Source organism: Mesorhizobium sp. WSM4819 (genome assembly GCF_055811215.1).
Map to the genome: position 1 here is coordinate 40,960 of NZ_JBVVQO010000006.1, position 20,920 is coordinate 61,879.

24 protein-coding genes are annotated in these 20,920 nt (G+C 61.1%); 22 read left to right on the top strand and 2 right to left on the bottom strand.

Annotated features, from left to right (window positions below; translation table 11 throughout):
* The first annotated feature begins 19 nt into the window (after nucleotides 1-19).
* The 14 genes from AC0L18_RS07765 (at nucleotide 20) to AC0L18_RS07830 (ending at nucleotide 14,866) form a co-directional block, all read left to right on the top strand.
* On the top strand, nucleotides 20-592 hold the full coding sequence (locus AC0L18_RS07765; RefSeq protein ID WP_473491435.1) for a SctK family type III secretion system sorting platform protein: 573 nt from the start codon (nucleotides 20-22) through the stop codon (nucleotides 590-592).
* Nucleotides 593-597: 5 nt separating this feature from the next.
* On the top strand, nucleotides 598-1,218 hold the full coding sequence (sctL, locus tag AC0L18_RS07770) for a type III secretion system stator protein SctL (RefSeq protein WP_473491437.1): 621 nt from the start codon (nucleotides 598-600) through the stop codon (nucleotides 1,216-1,218).
* A complete protein-coding gene (locus AC0L18_RS07775; RefSeq protein WP_473491438.1) occupies nucleotides 1,215-2,573 on the top strand; it encodes a FliI/YscN family ATPase in 1,359 nt (452 codons plus the stop codon). The genes sctL and AC0L18_RS07775 overlap by 4 nt, the downstream gene beginning before the upstream one ends.
* The gene (locus AC0L18_RS07780; protein ID WP_473491439.1) at nucleotides 2,560-3,048 is read left to right on the top strand and encodes a hypothetical protein; all 489 of its coding nucleotides are present in this window, start codon (nucleotides 2,560-2,562) and stop codon (nucleotides 3,046-3,048) included. Before AC0L18_RS07775 ends, AC0L18_RS07780 begins: the two co-directional genes overlap by 14 nt.
* A gap of 208 nt (nucleotides 3,049-3,256) precedes the next feature.
* Nucleotides 3,257-4,174, top strand: coding sequence for a type III secretion system cytoplasmic ring protein SctQ (gene sctQ / locus AC0L18_RS07785; protein WP_473491440.1), 918 nt, complete (start codon nucleotides 3,257-3,259; stop codon nucleotides 4,172-4,174).
* Complete coding sequence (gene sctR, locus AC0L18_RS07790; RefSeq protein ID WP_202363682.1) at nucleotides 4,167-4,820, top strand: type III secretion system export apparatus subunit SctR; 654 nt, start codon at nucleotides 4,167-4,169, stop codon at nucleotides 4,818-4,820. Before sctQ ends, sctR begins: the two co-directional genes overlap by 8 nt.
* A gap of 18 nt (nucleotides 4,821-4,838) precedes the next feature.
* Nucleotides 4,839-5,108, top strand: a complete 270-nt coding sequence (locus AC0L18_RS07795) for an EscS/YscS/HrcS family type III secretion system export apparatus protein (RefSeq protein ID WP_287205261.1) — start codon at nucleotides 4,839-4,841, stop codon at nucleotides 5,106-5,108.
* Between the two features lie 9 nt (nucleotides 5,109-5,117).
* Entirely contained in the window at nucleotides 5,118-5,930 is an 813-nt protein-coding gene (gene sctT, locus AC0L18_RS07800; RefSeq protein ID WP_473491441.1) for a type III secretion system export apparatus subunit SctT, read from the top strand.
* 162 nt (nucleotides 5,931-6,092) lie between these two features.
* Nucleotides 6,093-6,914, top strand: a complete 822-nt coding sequence (locus AC0L18_RS07805) for a D-glutamate cyclase family protein (RefSeq protein WP_287138848.1) — start codon at nucleotides 6,093-6,095, stop codon at nucleotides 6,912-6,914.
* 266 nt (nucleotides 6,915-7,180) lie between these two features.
* A complete protein-coding gene (eglC, locus tag AC0L18_RS07810) occupies nucleotides 7,181-8,572 on the top strand; it encodes an endo-1,3-1,4-beta-glycanase EglC (protein ID WP_473491443.1) in 1,392 nt (463 codons plus the stop codon).
* Between the two features lie 84 nt (nucleotides 8,573-8,656).
* Nucleotides 8,657-10,411, top strand: a complete 1,755-nt coding sequence (locus AC0L18_RS07815; protein WP_473491444.1) for a type I secretion system permease/ATPase — start codon at nucleotides 8,657-8,659, stop codon at nucleotides 10,409-10,411.
* On the top strand, nucleotides 10,411-11,721 hold the full coding sequence (locus AC0L18_RS07820) for an HlyD family type I secretion periplasmic adaptor subunit (protein ID WP_473491445.1): 1,311 nt from the start codon (nucleotides 10,411-10,413) through the stop codon (nucleotides 11,719-11,721). Before AC0L18_RS07815 ends, AC0L18_RS07820 begins: the two co-directional genes overlap by 1 nt.
* 48 nt (nucleotides 11,722-11,769) lie before the next feature.
* Complete coding sequence (locus tag AC0L18_RS07825) at nucleotides 11,770-12,072, top strand: hypothetical protein (RefSeq protein ID WP_473491447.1); 303 nt, start codon at nucleotides 11,770-11,772, stop codon at nucleotides 12,070-12,072.
* 247 nt (nucleotides 12,073-12,319) lie between these two features.
* Nucleotides 12,320-14,866, top strand: coding sequence for an NAD-dependent epimerase/dehydratase family protein (locus AC0L18_RS07830; RefSeq protein ID WP_473491448.1), 2,547 nt, complete (start codon nucleotides 12,320-12,322; stop codon nucleotides 14,864-14,866).
* Nucleotides 14,867-14,969: 103 nt separating this feature from the next.
* Here AC0L18_RS07830 and AC0L18_RS07835 read toward each other — a convergent pair whose 3' ends face one another.
* Nucleotides 14,970-15,224, bottom strand: coding sequence for a DUF982 domain-containing protein (locus tag AC0L18_RS07835; protein WP_091590175.1), 255 nt, complete (start codon nucleotides 15,222-15,224; stop codon nucleotides 14,970-14,972).
* A gap of 113 nt (nucleotides 15,225-15,337) precedes the next feature.
* Between AC0L18_RS07835 and AC0L18_RS07840 the strand changes: the two genes are divergently transcribed.
* The 8 genes from AC0L18_RS07840 (at nucleotide 15,338) to AC0L18_RS07875 (ending at nucleotide 20,727) form a co-directional block, all read left to right on the top strand.
* Nucleotides 15,338-15,937, top strand: coding sequence for a metallophosphoesterase family protein (locus AC0L18_RS07840; RefSeq protein WP_473491449.1), 600 nt, complete (start codon nucleotides 15,338-15,340; stop codon nucleotides 15,935-15,937).
* A gap of 398 nt (nucleotides 15,938-16,335) precedes the next feature.
* The gene (locus tag AC0L18_RS07845; protein ID WP_473491451.1) at nucleotides 16,336-17,490 is read left to right on the top strand and encodes a DUF3182 family protein; all 1,155 of its coding nucleotides are present in this window, start codon (nucleotides 16,336-16,338) and stop codon (nucleotides 17,488-17,490) included.
* A 55-nt stretch (nucleotides 17,491-17,545) separates the two neighbouring features.
* Entirely contained in the window at nucleotides 17,546-17,950 is a 405-nt protein-coding gene (locus tag AC0L18_RS07850; RefSeq protein ID WP_473491452.1) for a SpoIIAA family protein, read from the top strand.
* A 20-nt stretch (nucleotides 17,951-17,970) separates the two neighbouring features.
* Complete coding sequence (locus tag AC0L18_RS07855; protein ID WP_023799490.1) at nucleotides 17,971-18,192, top strand: hypothetical protein; 222 nt, start codon at nucleotides 17,971-17,973, stop codon at nucleotides 18,190-18,192.
* Nucleotides 18,193-18,310: 118 nt separating this feature from the next.
* Entirely contained in the window at nucleotides 18,311-18,484 is a 174-nt protein-coding gene (locus AC0L18_RS07860) for a hypothetical protein (RefSeq protein WP_473491453.1), read from the top strand.
* A 188-nt stretch (nucleotides 18,485-18,672) separates the two neighbouring features.
* Nucleotides 18,673-19,200 (top strand): YciE/YciF ferroxidase family protein, encoded by a 528-nt coding sequence (locus AC0L18_RS07865; RefSeq protein ID WP_023799488.1) that lies wholly within the window; start codon nucleotides 18,673-18,675, stop codon nucleotides 19,198-19,200.
* Between the two features lie 269 nt (nucleotides 19,201-19,469).
* A complete protein-coding gene (locus AC0L18_RS07870) occupies nucleotides 19,470-20,021 on the top strand; it encodes a hypothetical protein (RefSeq protein ID WP_473491454.1) in 552 nt (183 codons plus the stop codon).
* A 142-nt stretch (nucleotides 20,022-20,163) separates the two neighbouring features.
* Nucleotides 20,164-20,727, top strand: coding sequence for a sigma-70 family RNA polymerase sigma factor (locus tag AC0L18_RS07875; RefSeq protein WP_128245339.1), 564 nt, complete (start codon nucleotides 20,164-20,166; stop codon nucleotides 20,725-20,727).
* On the opposite strand, the gene AC0L18_RS07880 is transcribed toward AC0L18_RS07875, so the two are convergent.
* On the bottom strand, nucleotides 20,728-20,910 hold the full coding sequence (locus AC0L18_RS07880; RefSeq protein WP_023801247.1) for a hypothetical protein: 183 nt from the start codon (nucleotides 20,908-20,910) through the stop codon (nucleotides 20,728-20,730).
* Nucleotides 20,911-20,920 lie beyond the last annotated feature (10 nt).

The following is a 20,920-nucleotide window of genomic DNA, read 5'->3' on the forward strand; positions in this document are numbered from 1 at the left end:
CCCGGAATGGCAGGCATTCATGTCCAATCCCGCATTCTATGCGGATGCGGCCCGGCTGGCGCAATGCTTTGACGGCACGATCGGCGAGGCTGCCTGCGAGCGTATGTTGCGGTCGCAGCGCCTGCATCAGCGATTGTCAGTGCTTCTGCTTGAGCGTTACGGCCTCAGCGGCGCCGTCTCCGACGAACCAGCCGATGAGACAGACCTGGCGATTGCCTTGTCGTCGGGTGAGGAGTTGGAGGAACTTGCGCTTCGCGCCGGCGCGATCTACTGGGCCGGCAGTCTGGCCGCCGTCATTGATGGACGCCAAGCCGCCGCGTTGCAGGCAGCGCTCGGCGCGGAAATCTGCGCTTTCGCAGTCGCCAACCGCGATCTGGCCGGTCCAATGCAGCCGTTGGAGCCCCTGGATGACATTGATCGTCGTGTCCATGCCGACGGCCTGCGTTGCCTTGGCGCCTGGTGTCAGGCGATGCCGGGCGAAACGAGCATGCGGGTCCGCCTCAAGCTGATGCCGCATGCGCTTGTCGACCAGCCGACAGCCGAACCATTTGCCGAAGCTGGTCCGGCGATCGTTCGACGGGCGATGGGTTAGGCGAGATGGTCGAACCGGACAAAGTGACCACTGCCGTGCCGAGGCGCCCCGTCGCCCGCATCCTGCGCGCTGCCGAGGCACGCGCCTGGCAGGATGGGCACGCTTTTCTCGACGAAGCCAGGCGTGATGCGCAGCAGTTGCGTGACGCCGCTCGGCGAGCCTATGCGGCCGAATATGCGCAGGGCTATGAAGATGGCAAGGCGCGAGGCGACGCGGATGCCGCGCGTTTGGTGAGCGAGACCGCGGTCAAGGTAGATCGCTATCTCGGTGGGCTGGAAGCCGAAATCATCACTCTGGCTCTCGATGTGGTCAGGCGCGTGCTGGGAGAATTCGACGCGAGCATGCTGGTCGCCAAGGCGGCCGCGCAGGCAGTCACTGAAATTCGCCGCGCCAAATATCTAAAAGTCCGACTTCATCCTGCTTCCGTTAACAGAGTTCGCGACGAACTGAACGCGGTCCTGCGCGAGAGTGAGTTGGGCATGACGATCGAGATCGACGCCGACGATACGTTGGCGACGGACGCCTGCATCCTCTCGACCGACATTGCCGTCATCGACGCCAGCATCGAGGCACAGCTCAACGCCATTGCCGCTGCGATTTCATCAAAGGCCGAGGCGGCGGCATGACAAGTCCCGCCACTAGGCTCGAGAGCCGCCTCGCATCGATCGTTCCGAACCTGCGTTCTGGCCTGCGTGAAGATGCCAGCCGGCCCAGGAAAGGGCGTGTACGGCGGGTCACCGGCACGGTCATTCACGCGACGGTGGAGGAGGTTCGGATCGGCGAGATCTGCGAACTCCTCGATCCCAGGACTGGCACGGCGACCAAGGCGGAAGTCGTCGGGCTCATGGACGAGATGGCGATCCTTGTGCCGCTTGGCGATCTCACCGGCCTTTCAAGTCTCACCGAGGTCATTGCGACCGGAAAGACCCAGACGGTGCCTGTCGGGCCCGGCCTGCTTGGTCGGGTGATCAGCGCGTTCGGCGAGCCGTTGGATGGCAAGCCGCTTGCGCCGGATGGCATTACCGGCAGCTATCCGGTCAATGCCTATCCGCCGTCGCCGCTGGAGCGCAGTTTGATTTCCGAGCCTATCCAGCTCGGAATCCGCGCCCTCGATGGGCTTCTCACCTGCGCGCGTGGGCAGCGCGTCGGCATCTTCGGCGAGCCTGGCGTCGGCAAGTCGATCCTGCTTTCGGATATCGTCAGCGGCACCGACGCAGATGTTGCCGTGGTTGCGCTTGTCGGCGAACGCGGACGTGAAGTGCGCGAATTCATCGAGCATCAGCTAGTCCCGGAAGGGCTGGCGCGCGCGGTCATCGTCGTCGCGACCTCCGACCGCCCGGCGATCGAGCGCGTCAAGGCCGCCTATGTGGCAACCAGCATTGCCGAATATTTTCGCGACCAGGGCAAGCATGTGCTGCTGGCAATGGACAACATCACGCGGTTTGCCCGTGCGCAGCGCGAGATTGGCCTCGCTTCAGGCGAACCGCCGACGCGTCGCGGTTTTCCGTCTTCGCTTTTTGCTGTCCTGCCCCGATTGCTCGAGCGCTCAGGGCCTGGCCGCGTCGGCTCCATTACAAGCCTCTACAGCGTTCTTCTGGAGGGCGATGGCACGCTGGATCCGGTTGCCGAAGAAATCCAGGCGCTTCTCGACGGCCACGTCTTTCTGTCGAACGAGCTTGCACAGCGCAATCATTTCCCGGCCATCGACGTGCTGCGCAGCCGCAGCCGCCTCATGGACACGGTGGTGCCGGCGGAACATCGGTCGGACGCCGGCCGCTTGCGCGAGCTGCTCGCCCGCTACGCCGACGTCGAATTGCTGCTGCGCGTCGGCGAATACGAAACGGGCAGCGATGCGGTGGCGGACGAGGCGGTGGCGAAGATAGACGCCATCAACGCCTTCCTGCGACAGCCATCCGCCACCCACGAGACAATCGAGCAGACACGCGAACGCATGCGGGGGATCGTCAATGAAAGATCGTGACACGATCGCACGATTGCGCGACCTTAGGCGCCACGGTGAACAGCGCGCAAACGAATTGGTCACAAGGCGATACGCCGCTGCGCAGCGGGCCGCCGGGGCGGTTCAGGAGGCGGCCGCCGCGGTCAGCGAACACCTGCAGCAGACAGCCGACGCTGAGGATGCAGCATTCGCTTCGCTTGTCGGGCAACCGGTGAAGGCCGCCAGCCTTTACCGGCTTCAGGGACAGTTCGAGAACGCCGCCAGGCAAACCGAAAAACTTCGGGAAAACGAGAAAATGGCCGGCGTCACCGAGCAGCGACGCAAAACAGAGCTATCGGCCGCCCGCAACGATCATCGCGCCAGCATGAAGGCGGTGACGAAGCTGGACGGGCTTTTGGAGTATCTGGCCAAACGCACTGCGCGCCGCAGCCTGGCGCTTGCCGAGCTTTCCGAGGAAGACGAGTGCAGTCCACTGCGCTTGCCCACAGAACGATAGTCCAATCCGTGATCGTGAATATGGAAGTGTGATGCCTCAGGCCTTGGCGTCGGCAAAAAAGAAAGCGCGCGCAGAACCGGTGAGACGCACACGCTCGAGCGTTGGCGAGCCGCTGGCATTGGAATCTGTTGCGGCTGGAGAGGTTGAGGCATTGAACGCCTTCTACCGTCGCCGTGCTGCCGCGCAGATCACGATTGCCGGGAAAACCATGGCGCTCGCCGCCGTCTGGCCGGCGCCGAACCCTGTGGAGCAGCCAAGATGCACGATTGCGTTCACTCTCGGAGACATGGCGGGCAAGTTGCGCCTGCCGTTATCTGTTGTCGAACGAGGTCTTGCCAAAGCTGACGAGCTGATCGACCTGAAACGACTGGCGCCCGCTCACGCCGCACTGCTGCTGGAGTCCGAATTCGAAAAGGATATCGAATGGATCGAGAACAAGCTGGGCGAGACGATCGCTATTACGTCGATCGAACAAGAAGACAGCGTTCTGGACCAAACCGCGCTGGCTTTCGTCCTGGCCGGCAAGGACGAAACCATAGGTTGCGCCTTGCACACCGACAGCGTCGATCTGGCGGTGCGGGCCGGGGGCTTTCTCGACGCGCTCGGCAAAGCGAGGCCGCCGGTCCCTGCCGAATTCCCGTTGCCGGTCTGCCTCTGGCGCCACGCGCTGACCATCAGCCACGGTGATCTTCAAAGCCTGCAACCTGGCGATGTGGTGCTCTTCGATGACGAAGAGGAAGACGCGGCATTGGTCATTGCCGAGCGGCTCTATGCCCCCGCCGTGCTGACTGCCAGCGGGCCGCAACTGCTTGCCGCGCCGACTGCAATCGCTGGATCGAAATGGGAGTGGACCATGAACCAAGACACGCCGCCGCACGCCGATCGGGTATTGGAGGAGGCAACTCTGGACGAGCTGCCGGTTGCGCTTGCCTTCGAACTCGGCCGCACGGCGATGCCTCTCGGCGAGGTAAGGCAGCTTGCGCCCGGCGCCATCGTTCCGCTCGCCAATGTGACGAAGGAGACGGTCGACATCATCGCCAATGGCAAACGCGTCGGCCGTGGCGAGATCGTGCGGATTGGGGAGAGCCTGGGCGTGCGGATCGCCCGCATGTTCGACAATGCTTGACAATTCGCCCAACCTGCTTGGGATCCTGATTGCCGTCGGCTTCGTCGGTCTGCTGCCGCTGGCAGTCGTCACCATGACCGGATTCCTGAAGATCTCGGTCGTGCTGTTCCTCATCCGCAACGCGCTCGGCGTCCAGCAGATGCCGCCCAATCTGGTCCTCTACGGCATAGCGCTTGTGCTCACGGTCTATGTCACGACGCCGTTGCTGAGCGAGATGTCGGGACGGCTTCAGGAAGGGCAGGTTCAGTTCCAGACGACCGACGACCTCGCCAGGGCGGCGCAACTGGTGAGGGAACCATTGCAGCAGCACCTGATCAAGTTCACCCAGCCGGAAGAGCGGCAGTTCTTTCTCGATGGGACGAACCGCCTGTGGCCGGAACAGGCACGACAAGATCTGAAGGACGATGATCTTTCGATACTCGTTCCTGCCTTTGTCGCGTCCGAGCTTACGCGGGCGTTTGAAATCGGCTTCCTGCTTTATCTTCCGTTCCTCATCATCGACATCGTCGTTGCCAACATCCTGATGACGCTCGGCATGATCATGGTCTCGCCGGTCCTCATTTCGGTCCCGCTGAAACTGTTCCTTTTCGTCGCCATAGATGGCTGGTCGCGGCTGATGCACGGCCTGATCCTGAGTTACGTCTGACGCCGCTGGGAGGTTTGCATGAGCAATGACTTCATCCTGGCGAAGGTCCAGGGCGCGCTCCTGACGGTGCTGTTCGCGTCAGGCCCGGCGATCATCGCGGCGCTGGCCGTTGGGATCCTGGTCGGGCTGGCCCAGGCGCTGACGCAAATTCAGGACCAGTCGCTGCCGCAGACGATCAAACTTGTCGTGATCCTGCTGGTCATCATCGTCTTCGGCCCGCTGCTTGGCCAGCAGATCGCCGAGCAGGCCTCGACGGCGCTGGACGAATTCCCCGTCGTCACGCGTTAAGGCGCGCGGATGCCGGTCGAACCCTTCTTCGCGTCGGTCAAGGAGCTACAGTTGTTTCTTTTGGCGGGAGCTTTCGCGCTCGCCCGCATGACCGGGTTCATGCTGCTGATGCCACTCTTTTCGCGCGTGCCGCTGTCGGGCCTTCTGCGCAACGGCGTTGCCCTGGCGCTGGCGGTTCCGGTCTTTCCGATGATCGTCGACAGACTGACAAACACCGACATCGCCACGACGATGATCGTCGCCTACATGCTCAAGGAGGTCGTCGTTGGGGTAACGCTCGGGCTGGCGATGGGCATTCCGTTCTGGGCGGCCGAGGCTGCCGGCGATATCCTGGACCTGCAGCGCGGCTCGACGATGGGGACGCTGATCGATCCGATGATGACCCATGAGACGAGCGCCACCGGCACCTTGCTCGCCGTCATCATGGTCACGGTCTACCTGGCCGCCGGCGGCCTCGAGCTTTCCCTGACCAGCCTCTACGACAGCTATGGCCTGTGGCCGATCGACCAGCTTCTGCCGGTGTTCAGCAAGGATGCAGCCGGCATCTTCCTCGATCTCTTGAACCGCATTCTGATGATGGCATTGACCCTGGTTTTCCCGCTCATCATCAGCATGCTGTTGTCCGACCTTGTGCTGGCCTTTTTGGCGCGCGCCTCGCCGCACCTCAATGTTTTTGCGCTTTCGCTGATCGTGAAGACGCTGGTGTTTAGCCTCGTCTTTGTCCTCTATTCTGCTTTCCTGCTCTTCTACATGGAGCGCGACCTTGGCTTCCTGCACGAGGCAGGCCGACAGATAGAAGCGATCGGCTGCCGCAGCTGTTAATGACAACCAAAAAGGTTTGCGCAGGCGTCGGTCGTAAGATGAAGCAATCGTTGGCCGACCAATAAATACAATTTATCGTTGAGGAAAGATTCTGACAATTTGACAAGCAGCCGAGCCGCCAACGATCTTACGCCCTCCCGACCTGTCTCTGAACCGGAAGCCATGGCTCGCCTGACCACTTCACCGATCTTCGAGGACCTGCGACTGGTCGATGCGGACAGGCTGCGCAGGCTTGTCAGAATGGGCGCCTATGAGGGGCATACAGGGGGGCTGGCGCACGGCAAGCTCCAGGCCAATGTTGTGATCGTGCCGCGCAGCTTTGCCTGCGATTTCCACCAGTACTGCATCCGCAACCCGAAACCCTGTCCATTGGTCGGCGTTAATCGCGCCGGCAGCCCATTGATCCCGGCGCTGGGCGACATCGACATCCGCACCGATGCCCCCCAGTACAACATCTATCATTTCGGCGAGCTGACCCGTCGCAGGACGGACATCATCGACCTGTGGCAGGATGATTTTGCCGCTTTCGCGCTCGGCAGTTCGCTGACCGTCGAAGCTGCACTTGCCGAAAAGAAACTGAGCCGCATCGGCTGCGGCAAGGCCTCGCCCAAGTTTCGAACCAGGATTCAGACGTGCCGCGTCGGACCGTTTGGTGGCGAAATGGTCGTCTCGATGCGTCCGATAAGCCGTTGCGATGTCGACAGGGTTCGCGCTCTCACCGCACGCTTCCCGCATGCCCACGGCTCTCCCATCCATGTCGGAGATCCCACGGTCATCGGAATAGCCGATTTGATGGCTCCCGACTGGGGCGATGCGGTCAAAATCATCGACGGGGAGGTCCCTGTATTCTGGGCCAGCAGCATCACCGCACAGGATGCACTTGCTCGTGCCGAGCTGGCGACCTCGATCACGGTATCGCCGGGGCACATGCTGATCACCGATGTCGATGCACGAGCCGACGCGGGCGCTTTCAAGGTCTTTTAGCAGTTCTTCATCACCGGTCAGCGGTAATGCTATTCGAGATGCGAAATGCGGTGAGGTCGGTCTCGATCTGCCTCACCACATCTTCGATCATGTTGCAGTTGGCCAACCTTATGCACTCGAGGCAGTAAAGCTCCCCGGCAAGTGCTCCCACTACGTGATAACCATTTGGTAACCTTCCGAACTCGAAAGTGAGAAAGTGCTGGCTCCTTTTTCCATCGATAGATGTTAGGGCTGCTATCGAGCGAGACAAAGGAGAAAGGACCGGGATGGCCACGGTACTGAACGCCAAAGGCGTTCCACTTCCCTACAGCGGCTCCTCCGCAAGGTGGTATTCGGCGACAAATTCCGGCTCGACCCTTTATGGCAGCACATACAACGACTCGATGTATGGCGACGCTGCCGTCACCGTCACAATGCGTGGTGGCAAGGGCGACGACATCTATTATCTGTATGCCGCGAGAAACAAGGCGGTCGAGCTGTCCGGCGAAGGGGTGGACACCATCTCGACCTGGATGAGCTACAAGCTCCCGGCCAATTTCGAGAACCTGACGGTCACCGGCGACAAACGCTATGCTTTCGGCAACGAGCTGAACAACATCGTTACCGGCGGCTCCGGCCAACAGACGCTCGACGGCTTGCAGGGCGATGACGTGCTCAAGGGCGGATCCGGGGCGGACATTTTCGTCGTCAACCCCGGCAACGGCAGTGACCTGATCCTGGACCTTGGCGCGACGGATACGGTTCGCGTCGGGAGCTACGGCTTCACCTCTTTCGAGGAGGTGCGCGCCAACATGGTCCAGTCGGGAGCCAACGTCCGCCTAAATCTGTCCGACGGCGAGTTTCTCGTCCTCGCCAACAAGACGATCGGCGATTTCACCGCAAGCCAGTTCAAGCTGGCCGTGGACAGGTCGGCCCTGGAACTGACCTTTTCGGACGAGTTCGACACGTTGGACCTGTGGAACGGCTCGAGCGGCACCTGGGATTCGAATTACTGGTGGGGGGCCGAGAACGGCAGCACGCTCACGAGCAACAATGATCTTCAATGGTACATCGATACCGACTACGCCCCGACACGCTCCGTCAATCCGTTCAGCATCGAGGACGGCGTTCTCACCATTACCGCCGCCCGGGCTCCTGAGGCGATCCGTCCCTATATAAATAACTACGAATACACGTCAGGGTTGCTGACGACCTACGAATCCTTCGCGCAGACCTACGGCTATTTTGAAATTCGCGCCGACATGCCCGAAACACAAGGGGCATGGCCGGCCTTCTGGCTTCTCCCGGCAGACGGCTCCTGGCCACCGGAACTGGACGTCATCGAGATGTTCGGTAAAGATCCAAACAAGCTCATCCTGACAGGCCACTCGAACGCGACGGGAACTCATACAACAGTAGGCACGACGGCCTATGCCTCGGATACCGAAGGGTTCCACACATATGGCGTGCTTTGGACAGAAGACGAACTCGTCTGGTATTTCGACGACGTCGAAGTCGCTCGTGCCGCAACGCCTGCCGACATGCATGACCCGATGTATATGCTGGTGAATATGGGGATCGGTGGCCAAGCGGGAGAGCCCACCGACGAGCTTGCGACGCCTGCCGAAATGCAGATCGACTACATCCATGCCTATGCGTTGCAAGACTGGGTTATCTGACATTTGACAGATGGGCTCGGCACCGACACGTTCGTCATCATTTCGGGCGCCGCCATTGCCGCCTGAGACCGAACTGGAACTGATGTGAAGGCGACGTCTCATCCCATTCCACCCGAGCCGCCGCGAACGACACTCGCGGCGGTTCTCGCTTCTTTCCGTCGTGCGTTGGCCGGAATTGCGTTGATGAGCGGCGTCGTCAATGTCCTGGCGCTGACCGGCTCGTTCTTCATGCTGCAGGTCTATGATCGCGTCATACCCGGCCGCAGCGTGCCAACGCTCGTCGGGCTCGCCGTGTTTGCCGGCACACTTTTCGTTTTTCAGGGCGTTCTCGAACTCATCCGGTCGCGTTTGCTGGTGCGCATCGGGATGGCGCTGGACGCGCGCTTGAGCGGACAGGTCTATGCCGCCCTCATGCGTTTGCCGCTGCGCACCAAGCTCGCAGGCGACGGCCTTCAATCCTTGCGCGATCTTGACCAGGTGCGATCGTTCATGTCGAGCGCCGGTCCGACCGCGCTTTTCGACCTGCCGTGGATGCCGCTCTACCTCTTGATCTGCTTCCTGTTCCACTTCTGGATCGGCATGACGGCGCTGGCCGGCGTGGTTATTCTGTTCAGCCTGGCATTGCTTGCCGAAATACGCACGCGAGAGCCCGCCAGAAAGGCAAACAGTCAAGCGGCAGCGCGCAATACACTTGCCGAAGCGACACGTCGCAATGCCGAGGTTCTGCAGGCCATGGGCTTTGGCTCGCGCATCGCCGAGCGCTGGTCAGGGATCAATGCCGGCTACCTCGACACCAATGCAACAGCCAGCGACCTTGCCGGGACGCTCGCAACGATCGCGAAGATCCTGCGCATGATGCTGCAATCGGGCATCCTGGCGATCGGCGCCTATCTGGTCATCCATCAGCAAGCGACCGGCGGCATCATGATCGCCAGTTCGATCATGATGAGCCGGGCGCTGGCGCCGATCGAACTGGCTATCGCCCACTGGAAGGGTTTTGTCACCGCCCGCCAGGCCTGGGGCCGGCTGACCCAGCTTTTGCTCCTGCTTCCCGAAACGGCGACAAGTGTCTCGCTGCCTGCTCCGAGATCTGCTCTTTCGGTCGAAAGTATCAGTGTCACACCGCCGGGTGAGCGCCGGATGGTCGTGCAGGACGCCACCTTTGCATTGGAACAGGGCGTCGGCCTCGGCATCGTCGGGCCAAGCGCTTCGGGCAAGTCATCGCTCGTTCGGGCAATTGCCGGCATATGGCTGCCAATCCGCGGCACCGTCAGGCTGGACGGCGCAACGCTCGACCAATGGTCGCCGGAAGAACTGGGCAAGCATGTCGGCTATCTGCCTCAGGATGTGCAACTGTTCGACGGCACCATTGCCGAGAACATCGCGCGCTTCGAACCGCAAGCGCCCTCCGACAAGATACTGGCGGCTGCGCGCGCGGCGGGCGTTCATGATCTCGTCATCCACCTGCCGGAAGGCTACGAGACGCGCATCGGCGAGGCCGGTACGGCGCTTTCGGCTGGCCAGAGGCAGCGGGTGGCGCTTGCCCGGGCTCTCTACGGTGACCCGTTTCTGGTTGTTCTCGACGAGCCTAACTCCAACCTCGATGCGGAAGGCGAGGCGGCGTTGACGGTGGCGATCCAAGGCGTGCGCGCGCGAGGCGGTATAGCCGTCGTGGTCGCACATCGTCCGAGCGCGCTTGCCAGCCTGGATCAGGTTCTTGTGATGGCGAACGGCCGTATTCAGGCCTTTGGCCCGAAAAATGAGATCTTGAACAAGATAACCCGCCCAGCGGGCGTTCCCTTGAAAGTCGTTTCCGGACTAGAAGAGACGGCATCCTGATGGCGCAACGCATGATATTCGCGGCCGATCGCACCATTCGACGCTATCTGCTTGGCGGTGTCGCAACCTGCATCCTGCTGGTTGGAGGGGCGGGGAGTTTGGCCGCCGTCACCGAGATTTCCGGGGCTGTGATTGCTTCCGGAAAGCTGGTTGTCGATTCCAGCGTCAAGAAAGTGCAGCATCCGACGGGTGGCGTGGTCGGGCAAATCTTCGTCCGGGAAGGCGATGCCGTAAAGGCGGGCCAAGTCTTGATCCGTCTCGATGAGACCATCACCCGGGCCAATTTGGCGATTGTCACCAAGAGCCTGGACGAATTCGAGGCGCGCCTGGCTCGCCTTGAGGCCGAGCGCGACGGCAACGGAAGCATCGTCTTTCCAACTTCGCTTGTTTCACGCCAGGATGCCCCCGAGATTGGTCGGGCGATGGCCGGCGAGCAATCGCTGTTCGAATTTCGCCGACAGGCACGCGCCGGTCAGAAGGCTCAGTTGCAGGAGCGCATTGCGCAGCTTGCCGAAGAGGTTTCCGGCTTGACCGAGCAAAGAGATGCCAAGAGCCAGGAAATCGAGTTGATCGGCTTTGAGCTCGAAGGCATGCGCAGACTTTGGCAACGCAAGCTGGTTTCGATCGATCGTATTACTGCGCTTGAACGCGATGCCGTGCGGCTTAAAGGCGAGCACGGGCAACTGACTGCGGCCATAGCGCAATCGAAGGGTCGTACCTCCGAAATCCGTTTGCAGATCATCCAGATCGACCAGGATTTGCGCAGCGAAGTGGCAAGCGAACTGCGTGACGTTCAGGCAAAGATCTCCGAGTCCGTCGAGCGCAAGGTTTCGGCCGAAGATCAGCTCAAACGCATCGATATACGCAGCCCGCAGAACGGTGTCGTTCACCAGCTCGGCGTGCACACGGTCGGTGGCGTCATATCTCCGGGCGAGCTCATCATGCTGATTGTCCCGGTGACGGACGACCTGACCGTCGAGGCGCGCGTGGCTCCGCAAGACATCGATCAGTTGACGCCAGGGCAAGGCGCGACCCTGCGGCTGTCGGCATTCAATCAGCAAACGACGCCGGAACTGAATGGTGCGGTCAGCAAGATTTCCGCCGACCTCAATGTCGATGAGAAAACAGGCACCGGCTTTTACACCGTGCATGTTGCTTTACCGCGCACAGAGCTTGGCCGGCTCAAGGGCGTGGCCCTGGCGCCAGGCATGCCTGTCGAGGTGTTCTTTTCGACCGGCAACCGCACCATGCTGTCCTATCTCGTGAAACCTTTGGCGGATCAGATCCAGCGAGCTTTCAGGGAGCAGTAGGCTCTCTCTGCGAGCCGACGAGCTGAATTCCGGAACAAGGATGCGATTTTGCCGTTTCGCCTGAAACTGGAAGCGATCCACATGTCCGTATTGACGAATGAAGAGATCGAGGGGCGGCTCAATGCCCAGCGAGAGACTCTGGCGCTGGTCGTCGCGCTGCTCGCCGGCCTCGACGCGACTTCCGAGCGAATATGGGCCGAACTGGAGGCCCGTTTTCAATTCCAGAACAATCAGGAAGACCCGGGCGCCGTGCCAAGCCGTGCTTTCGCCATTGAGAGCGCGATGATGCGGGAGTTCAAGCTGATCTTCGAGGAAGCGCGGGCACGCAAGGCGGAATGGAACGCCGAATAGGCGGTCGGAACAGATCCGTCTCTCCGGATGGATAGCAACAATTTTCCCGACCTGACGCGGAAACATTTCCGCCATGCCGGTGTTACTCACCGAGTGGGGCGCGAGGCGCTTCCTTCTCTTTGAGGCAATGATGAGCTTCGACAAGACATTGCGCCACATCCGGCTGAATGGAACTGCGGCTAACCGTGATCCGAACCGGCAGGTTGCCCGGCTGAGGTCCAGACGGCCTGGCGAACAGGCCTGAGCTGTGGCGAGCAACGGCACGACCCTTCCGACGGTTCTTGTCACCGGCAGCAGCGGCTTCCTGGGGCAGGCGATCGCGCGAGGCTTGATCGACCGCTATCGCGTCATCGGCCTCGACGTCGCAAAACCGAAGCATGCCCCCGCCGGCATGGAGACGATCGAGATCGATCTCACCTCCGATGAGGGCGTGAGCAGGGCTGTGCAGGCGGCACGGGAGCGCAGCGGCGGCCGCATCGCTTCGGTCGTCCATCTTGCCGCCTATTATGACACGACCGGCGAGGACAACCCCAAATATGACGCCGTCACGGTGCAGGGCACGCGCCGGCTGCTGAAGGCGCTGACGGCGGTCGAGAGCGAACAGTTCGTGTTCTCCAGCACGCTTCTCGTCCATGCGCCAAGCCCGGAAAAGGGCGCGAAAATCAATGAGGACTCGCCGCTTGACCCGGCCTGGGCCTACCCAAGATCGAAAGCCGAAACCGAGGCGCTGATTTCGCGGGAGCGCGGCCAGATCAAGACGGTGATCCTGCGGCTCGCCGGCGTCTATGACGAAGATTGCCGGGCGGCCTTTATTGCCCAGCAGATCGCCCGCATCTTCGAGCGCTTGCCGACCGCGTATCTGTTCGCCGGCGATATCACCGCCGGCCAGCCCTATCTGCACAAGGACGATTTCGTCGATGCGGTGGTGCGCACCGTCGACCGACGCGCCGAACTTCCGGCCGAGACCGTGCTTCTGATCGGCGAAGAAGACACACCGTCATACGAGGAGATGCAGAAGCGCATCGGCCGGCTCATCCATGGCGAGGACTGGCGCACCCTGGCGCTGTCGAAGCAGCTGACGAAGCTGGGCGCCTGGGTGCAGACGGAGGTGCTCGACCAGGACACCGACATCAAACCGTGGATGATCGAGAACTCGGACGATCATTACGAGATCGACATCTCGCGGGCCAAAACCCTGCTGGGCTGGTTGCCCAGACACAATCTGCTGGAGACACTGCCGGAGATGATCCGCCGGCTGAAACAGGACCCCACGGACTGGTATGGGGCCAACAAGCTCGATCCGCCGGTTGTCGCGGCTTCGGACCCCGAGATCGAACAGGCCGAAAGGCGCCTCAAGGGACCGCTCGAGCGAAGCAAGGAAGACGTCGAAGCGGCAATAAAGCGGCATCGGTCGAGGACGCTCTGGGCGCCGATGACCAACGCTGCGCTTGGGCTGTGGCTGATCACCTCGCCAATGACAATTGGCCTGTTCGATCCCGTCACAGCCGCAATGCCACCCGCTCTGGGGCACGCTATTGCGGAGCCGCAATTGCGCAACGCAGGCCTCGGCGTCAGCGAGATCATTTCCGGCCTGCTGGTGACGGTCTTTGCGTTGATGGGCATGTCCCGACGCTGGCGCTGGGTGCAGTGGATCACGGCGTCGCTCGGCGTTTGGGTGATGCTGGCGCCGTTGCTGTTCTGGACGACCAGCGCCGCCGCCTATGCCATCGACACGCTTGTCGGCATGCTGATCGTCGCCTTTGCGGTGATGATCCCGCCGACCCCTGGCATCAGCCGCCGCGCGCTGGCGGCCGACGACGACATTCCGCTGGGCTGGACCTATTCGCCATCGACCTTCACGCAGCGGATACCGATCGTGGCGCTGGCCTTCGTCGGCCTGTTCGTCTCGCGCTATCTCGCCGCCTTCCAGATGGGCCACGCGGATGGGCTGTGGGATCCGTTCTTCGGCCCCGGTAGCGCGCCGGTGCGCAACGGCAGCGAGGCGGTGGTGACGTCATGGGTCTCGAAGGGTTTTCCAATCGCCGATGCCGGGCTCGGCGCCTTCGCCTATTGCCTCGATATCCTCGCCGGCGCGATCGGCGACCGACGGCGCTGGCGCACCATGCCGTGGATGGTGCTCCTGTTCGGCCTACTGATCGTTCCGCTTGGCGTGGTCAGTGTGTCCTTCATCATCATCCAGCCACCGCTGATTGGCGCGCTGTGCACGCTCTGCATTCTCCAGGCCGCCGTCACGGTGGTGCTGATCCCTTACTCCGTCGACGAGGTGCTGGCGACCATCCAGTATCTCTGGGGCGCGACGAGGGCAGGCGAGCCGTTCTGGCGTACCTTCTGGATGGGCGGACCGGCGCTGTCGGAGAACCAGACGCCCGGCGCCGACCTCGACCGTCCGGTTTTCGAGGTGCTGAAAGAATTCGTCACCGGCGGCGTCAACTTCCCGTGGACGCTGGCAGCAAGCACGCTGCTCGGCGCCTTGCTGATGACCACGCCATTGATCTTCGGCACGCAGCCACCGCTTTACTTCAGCGATCACGTCGTCGGCTGTCTCATTATCATGGTCGCAGTCACGGCCATGGCCGAAGTGGTCCGGCCGCTGCGCTTCCTCAATGTCGTGCTTGGCGCATGGGTCGCGGTGTCCCCCTTCGTGCTTGCCGGCGGTGAAACCCCGGCGATCGTGGCGGACGTTGCGATCGGTCTGGCGCTGATCGTGCTCAGCCTGCCGCGCGGCACGCGCAGTGACCAGCACTATGGCGGTTGGGATCGAGCGATTGTCTGAGCAACTCGACCTCAGCGCCCGGCAAGGCGAAGCGCGCGTGACGATCTGCAGGAGCAGGTCAAGGAAGAGATCGAATGGCCTGACAAGGCTCTGCCTGACGGGGTTAGATTTGTTCGCCGAGCAGGATCCTCGCGTCCTTGGCCGCGACGATGAACGCCTGGCGTGCAACCCTTGGCGGCTTTTCGCCGCGGATAACAGCAAGGCAGGCTGCGATTGCAGCCAGTCGCGTCTTGGACGCTGGCGTCGGCCAGTCCTTCAGCAGCACTTCAGCCGCATCGGAGACAGACAAGACAACCCTGTCACGGTCGATCCGACCGGGTTGAACGACAATTGGCTTTCTGAAACGTCTCGTGCGCACGACACTCTCCAAAGCGAGGAGTATGTTAGCCGCGTCTGATCTTGTTGGCCACCTCAAATGTTAATTGCGGGAAGGCGAGGTTCGGACAACGTCCGCAAAGGTCGTGAACGACCATGATCTATTTCACGGCCGACACACATTTCAGCGATCCCCGCATTCTGCGCATCGATCGCCGCCCGTTCGGCTCGCTGGCCGAACACGATCGAGCGCTGATTTCGCTCTGGAACGAAACCGTCAGCCCGGATGACCAGATCTGGCATCTCGGCGACTTTGCCAAGGGATCGGCCGAATTCGTTGCATCGCTGCTGTCGTCTCTTCATGGCGAGAAGCATCTGATTATCGGCAACAATGATGGCGCGGCGACCATAGAGGCTGCGGGTTGGGCCAGCACACAGCATTACAAGGAACTGACGATAGACGGCAGGTTGCTGATCCTTTGCCACTATCCTTTTCGCACCTGGAATCAGATCGGCAAGAAATCGATCAATCTGCATGGCCATTCCCACGGCAGGCTGAGCCCAGTTACACGCCAGTACGACGCCGGCGTCGACAGCTGGGATTTCCGCCCGGTCACCCTTTCCGCCATCCTTGCAAGCCGACGGCGGCACCCCTCCACTTCGTCATCCCAGGGCGGAGCAAGGAGCGAAGCGACGCGCGCAGACCCTGGGATCCATTCCATGACGCCAGCCGAAGAATGCAGCGGGTCAGAATAAAAGCGCTCCGTAGCGATCCTTCGCGCCCCCCTCTGTCCTGCCGGACATCTCCCCCACGAGGGGGGAGATTGGCCTTCATCACTGATTTCGCCAACCACCAACCGTGCAAAAAAGGGACGCTGTCCGCGAAGCTGCCGATCTCCCCCCGTGTGGGGGAGATGCCAAGTTTTGGCAAAGAGGGCAGGACAGAGGGGGGCGCTGTCCGTCGGCGATCAAAGGTTCTGCACCGCAGCGCGCTCCAAGGTCACGGCTGGATACCAGCGTCTGCGCCCGCGCGGCGAGCCTGCCAATCCGGACTGAACGTTCTGCCATCTGCTGCGTTCTCCCGGGGACAGGGCGCGTAGGACCGCAACATCGGCGCCCAATGGCCATAACGAGGAAGCACCGGAACGACCGATATGACCGAGCACAGAGGCACTCAGCCGAGCCAGCCAAAAGGCACCGTGATCGCATTCTCCGCGCCGGGCTGCGAGCCTCTCTACGCTCACGAGCGGGAAGCCATAGCTGCCGTCTCCCGCACCATTGCCACCCTCAAGGGGTTTGCCTTCCGGCAGGGTCTAGGCCACAGCAGCGGCAATGGCGGGCGCTTGTACTTCGTGCCGGACGACAGCTTGCTTGCCAGCGATGCGGCACGGCTGGGTATCAACGGGCCGCAAGACCTCTTCGGCGGCGTGGTGCCTTGGCGATTCGCGACCACCAAGGCGATAACCCACGAACTGGTCGACGACCTGGCCGAGCGACCGAAGGAATGGTCAACCGGCTTCGGCAGAACTGTCGCCGCCGCAGTATTGCCTGGCTACACCGTGTTTTCGCGGCACGATGCGCTGCGAGCAGCGCAACGCCTGCTGAGGCATGGGCTGGCCCGGCTCAAGCCACCGCTTGCCTCGCGAGGCCAGGACCAGCACATCGTTCGCACGGTCGCTGACGTCGAGAGACTGCTCGAGCGATACCGCTCCCCCGACTTGGACGAGTACGGTCTGGTGCTCGAAGCTGACCTTCGTGACGTCGTCACTTTGAGTGTTGGCAGAACCGAGATCGACGAAATCATGGTCGCCTACTACGGCACTCAAACGACGACGACCGATAATGCGGGACAATCCGTTTATGGCGGGTCGGACCTCATTGTCGTGCGCGGCGGATGGGAAGCTCTCGAAGACCTTCAGCTTCCCCGCGCACTGGCTTCGGCAATTGCGCAGGCGAGAGCCTATGACGCGGCGATGGCTGAGTGTGCTGGATTTTTCGCCTCGCGGCGCAACTACGATATCGGCCAGGGTGTCGATTCGTCGGGTATCTGGCGATCCGGTGTGCTCGAGGCCAGCTGGCGCATTGGCGGCAGCAGCACGGCCGAGCTTGCGGCAATAAAGATCATGAAGCAGGACCCGGACATCCAACTGGTGCGTGCGTCCGCGGTCAAGACGTTCGGCAATACCAGCCGGTTGCCTGACAACGCTGACGTTCACTTTCAGGGAGAAGACCCCGATGAGGGTCCGATCACGCGCTATACCGTCGTCACGAATGCGTCCCGGGAGCCGCCAAGGAAAGCGGTGGGTTAGTGTCTAAGAACGCTTAGGACCAGGGAACATCCGTCGGCGGCTTGAGTTGTTCGGCATGATCCCGAAAACCAATCCGAAGGAGGAAAAAGTGATCGAGGTTATTTCTGCTCCTGAGAATGTCGCCGCATTTCGCGTTGCCGGTACCGTGACCGCGGAGGACTACGACAAGATCATCCCGACCATCGAAGAGAAACTGAGCGAACATGAAGGGATCGGCATTCTGGCCGACCTTACCGATCTGGAGGACATGACGGGCAACGCGTTGCGCCGCGATCTGCAGTACGGCTTGAGCAAACTTGGCGAACTTCACCGCTTCCAGCGTGCCGCAGTGGTGTCCGAAAAACAGTGGATCAAGGCAGCTACCGAAATGACGGGCGCACTGTTCCCGCAGATCGAGGCGCGGGTGTTCCCGGCGGACGAAAAGACCCAGGCTCTGGAGTGGGTAGCACGCGTTCAATAGCGGTATCGAGGGGAGCGGCCATGCCAACCATCTACAACAAACGACAGAATTCGGACGGCCTGTGGGAAGTCTATGACGACGAGAGCGAGGAAGCCGTCGTGGTTGACGGCATGCCGCTTTCTGGCCTCGATGAACTCGAAGCCAATGAGGCCATTCGAAAACTCAAGCGGGGTGAGGTGACTTCCGACAACATTCCGCCGACTGCCCAGTCTGGCTGGCCTCCGACCAAAGACGGCATATAATCAATGCAAGCGTCCTGCCCCGGCGCGAACAGGTTGCAGGGGCGACGTTTCCAGTGCATTCTTGCTGTCGTCGATGACCACACAGTATCTAAACCACCAGTTGGAATGCCCTTATTGCTTGACGATAAGGCTGAGGATTCCGGCCGACGCCGGTCCTGACGACCGGGTCTTTTGCGACGACTGTGGCGAATTCCTCGGGACCTGGGACGATCTGCTTACCGATTTTGAGAGGCAGGGCGGCCAGGATGGAGTGTTCCGTCTCGACAAGGGCCGTATCAAGCGGATCGATTGAGCCGATTGCTGGCGAAGCCATTTGCTCGCACCGCCGTCTCGCCATCGTAAGCCTTGCAGCACCTGCGCGGTCTGAGGCGAAAAATTTCCAGCGGCTCGAATCATCAGGGAACTTGTTGCCGGCCGGCGGGGTTATCGGTCGCCTTCCCAGTTAGGGAGGCTAGCTCCAAACCTCAGCGGGAGACGACCATGGCAACTGCGAAAAAAGCTGCGAAAGCGACAACCAAGGGCCTTGAGGACCTGTTCCTCGACGGGCTGAAAGATCTTTACTACGCCGAAAAGAAAATACTGAGGGCGCTGCCGAAAATGGCCAAAAGCGCGGAGTCGGAAAAAGTGACTGCTGCCTTCGAAAAACACCGCATGGAGACGGAAGTTCACGTCGACCGGCTCGAGGAGGTGTTCGAGAAATTTGGCAAGGCGGCACGCGGCAAGACCTGCCCGGCGATCGACGGCATCATTGAAGAAGGCTCCGAGATCCTCGAAGACTATGACGGTGCTCCTGCGCTCGATGCCGGACTGGTCGCAGCGGCGCAAGCCGTCGAACATTACGAGATCGCCCGGTACGGCACTCTTGTCGCCTGGGCGGAACAGATGGGAAAGGCCGATGTCGCCGCCCTTCTCAAGGCAACGCTCAAGGAAGAGGTCGCGACAGACGAAGCGCTGACCGGGTTAGGCGAGGGTGGTGTCAACCAACGTGCCCTCCAAGCCGCCGCCTGATTCCTGGTGGTGACAGGCTTGCGGAGCCCAGGCGAAGATCGCCAGGCTCCGCTCGCAGATGCAGGTAGTGCCTTGCCGTCCGGGATTCTTGAACCGGCGTGGCCGACTGGCCATTGCCAGGCTTGAATTAGCTTGAACCGGGATCTTCAAGAAGACCAATGGGTTCAAAGACATTGCGCAGATGTCAGGTGAGAGAGCCCGCTATCGTTGGCGTTCGGCATGGCGTTGAGTGGCCGAGCGACCCGTTTAGCGAGCCTGGTCGCGGGTAATTGGAACATCTGCCGACCAAAGCCGTTTATATGCTCGGCAGGCGAAAGGGGCTGCATATGTCAAAACTTCAGGCGGTGACTCCAGAGCATCTGCAGCGGCTCAAGCTTGAGGCGTCTGCTTATTTTGGTCCGAAAGTGCTCCACGAAGCATTGTTGCGTCTTTGCCAGGCTTGCGGACGCGATAGCCTTGACCGGTTCGAGAAGACCATGGTCGATAAGATCGAGGCAATGCGCGATGAGAGGGCCGATTTCGAGACAATGAAGGAATTTGCCATCGAACAGCTTTACGCCTGCGTTCGCGAGGTCAGTAGTTCGCCTGACATGAAACAGCCGCTGGAGGGAGCAGAAGCCCGAAGGACGCCTGGTCGGTCGGAAGAGCCGAAGACCCTGGAAGACCAGTTGCAGGCCGGGCTTGAGGATTCTTTTCCCGCGAGCGACCCGCCGGCGGTGGTGTCCACAGCGATATCCGGCGGGGCGAAAAAGCTGGTCGGGACTGACGAAGTCCTGAAAAAGCAGCGGGAAGAGGCGGCCAAGAACAACGACCGGTCATAGACGGCCGCCCGCCCAATCCGAGATTTTCCAGAACCTTATTTCGATGTCCGGAACGATCCAAACCTTCATGCATTTAGCTAGGTCTGCGTTCATCAACTCTTTCTTGCTGGGAGCTGGACCATTGTCCTCCAGGGGCTACCCCTTGGCCAACCAGGAAACGGATGACGTTTCCATCGTTGACCTGATACCTGCCTTGCGCGCCTTCGCCCGCACCTTCTGCCGGGTTCCCGACGATGCCGACGACCTGGTCCAGGAGACATTGACCAAAGGGCTCGCCAACATCGACAAGTTCGAGCCCGGAACGCGTATGAAGTCATGGCTCTTCACCATCATGCGCAATAGCTATTATACGCGCATCAAGGCCGCCGACAGGGAAAAGCCGGGCCTGCTTGACTGCGCCTCCGCAATCCCGATTACGGAAGCGACGCAGGAGTGGTCCGTTCAGAGCAAGGAAGTCGCCAACGCGGTCCAGAGGTTGCCGGAGCATCAGCGCGAGGTCCTGATGCTGATCGGGGTCCTTGGCGTCAGCTATGAAGAAACTGCCGAAATATGCGGTTGCGCGGTTGGAACGGTGAAAAGCCGCCTTAACCGAGCGCGTGCCAGCGTGCTGGAATACCTCGGCGAAAGTTCCTTGCAGACATTGGTGGAACGACGCAATCACCTGTCAGCAGCACAGGGAAACTTCGCAGTCGACAGGCGCCGATAGCTAGTCCTGTTTCTTTGCTTTGCATCGACGCTTCTCGACAAGCGCATTCTGCAATTGAACCGCAAGGTCGGTCAGCTGGTCGGGGACCTTTTCCTGCTCGATAGCAGTCAGCAGAGATGCAATCTTCCGGTCTATTGCCAGCCGGAGTTTCGGGCTGATGCTATCGTCGCTCGAGCGAGACATAGTGTTCTCT

Bases quoted from the DNA above. Each gene is read 5' to 3' on its own strand.
- AC0L18_RS07765 (WP_473491435.1), top strand. From the start codon at position 20: ATGTCCAATCCCGCATTCTATGCGGATGCGGCCCGGCTGGCGCAATGC.
- sctL (WP_473491437.1), top strand. From the start codon at position 598: ATGGTCGAACCGGACAAAGTGACCACTGCCGTGCCGAGGCGCCCCGTC.
- AC0L18_RS07775 (WP_473491438.1), top strand. From the start codon at position 1,215: ATGACAAGTCCCGCCACTAGGCTCGAGAGCCGCCTCGCATCGATCGTT.
- AC0L18_RS07780 (WP_473491439.1), top strand. From the start codon at position 2,560: ATGAAAGATCGTGACACGATCGCACGATTGCGCGACCTTAGGCGCCAC.
- sctQ (WP_473491440.1), top strand. From the start codon at position 3,257: ATGGCGCTCGCCGCCGTCTGGCCGGCGCCGAACCCTGTGGAGCAGCCA.
- sctR (WP_202363682.1), top strand. From the start codon at position 4,167: ATGCTTGACAATTCGCCCAACCTGCTTGGGATCCTGATTGCCGTCGGC.
- AC0L18_RS07795 (WP_287205261.1), top strand. From the start codon at position 4,839: ATGAGCAATGACTTCATCCTGGCGAAGGTCCAGGGCGCGCTCCTGACG.
- sctT (WP_473491441.1), top strand. From the start codon at position 5,118: ATGCCGGTCGAACCCTTCTTCGCGTCGGTCAAGGAGCTACAGTTGTTT.
- AC0L18_RS07805 (WP_287138848.1), top strand. From the start codon at position 6,093: ATGGCTCGCCTGACCACTTCACCGATCTTCGAGGACCTGCGACTGGTC.
- eglC (WP_473491443.1), top strand. From the start codon at position 7,181: ATGGCCACGGTACTGAACGCCAAAGGCGTTCCACTTCCCTACAGCGGC.
- AC0L18_RS07820 (WP_473491445.1), top strand. From the start codon at position 10,411: ATGGCGCAACGCATGATATTCGCGGCCGATCGCACCATTCGACGCTAT.
- AC0L18_RS07840 (WP_473491449.1), top strand. From the start codon at position 15,338: ATGATCTATTTCACGGCCGACACACATTTCAGCGATCCCCGCATTCTG.
- AC0L18_RS07845 (WP_473491451.1), top strand. From the start codon at position 16,336: ATGACCGAGCACAGAGGCACTCAGCCGAGCCAGCCAAAAGGCACCGTG.
- AC0L18_RS07850 (WP_473491452.1), top strand. From the start codon at position 17,546: ATGATCCCGAAAACCAATCCGAAGGAGGAAAAAGTGATCGAGGTTATT.
- AC0L18_RS07855 (WP_023799490.1), top strand. From the start codon at position 17,971: ATGCCAACCATCTACAACAAACGACAGAATTCGGACGGCCTGTGGGAA.
- AC0L18_RS07865 (WP_023799488.1), top strand. From the start codon at position 18,673: ATGGCAACTGCGAAAAAAGCTGCGAAAGCGACAACCAAGGGCCTTGAG.
- AC0L18_RS07880 (WP_023801247.1), bottom strand. From the start codon at position 20,910: ATGTCTCGCTCGAGCGACGATAGCATCAGCCCGAAACTCCGGCTGGCA.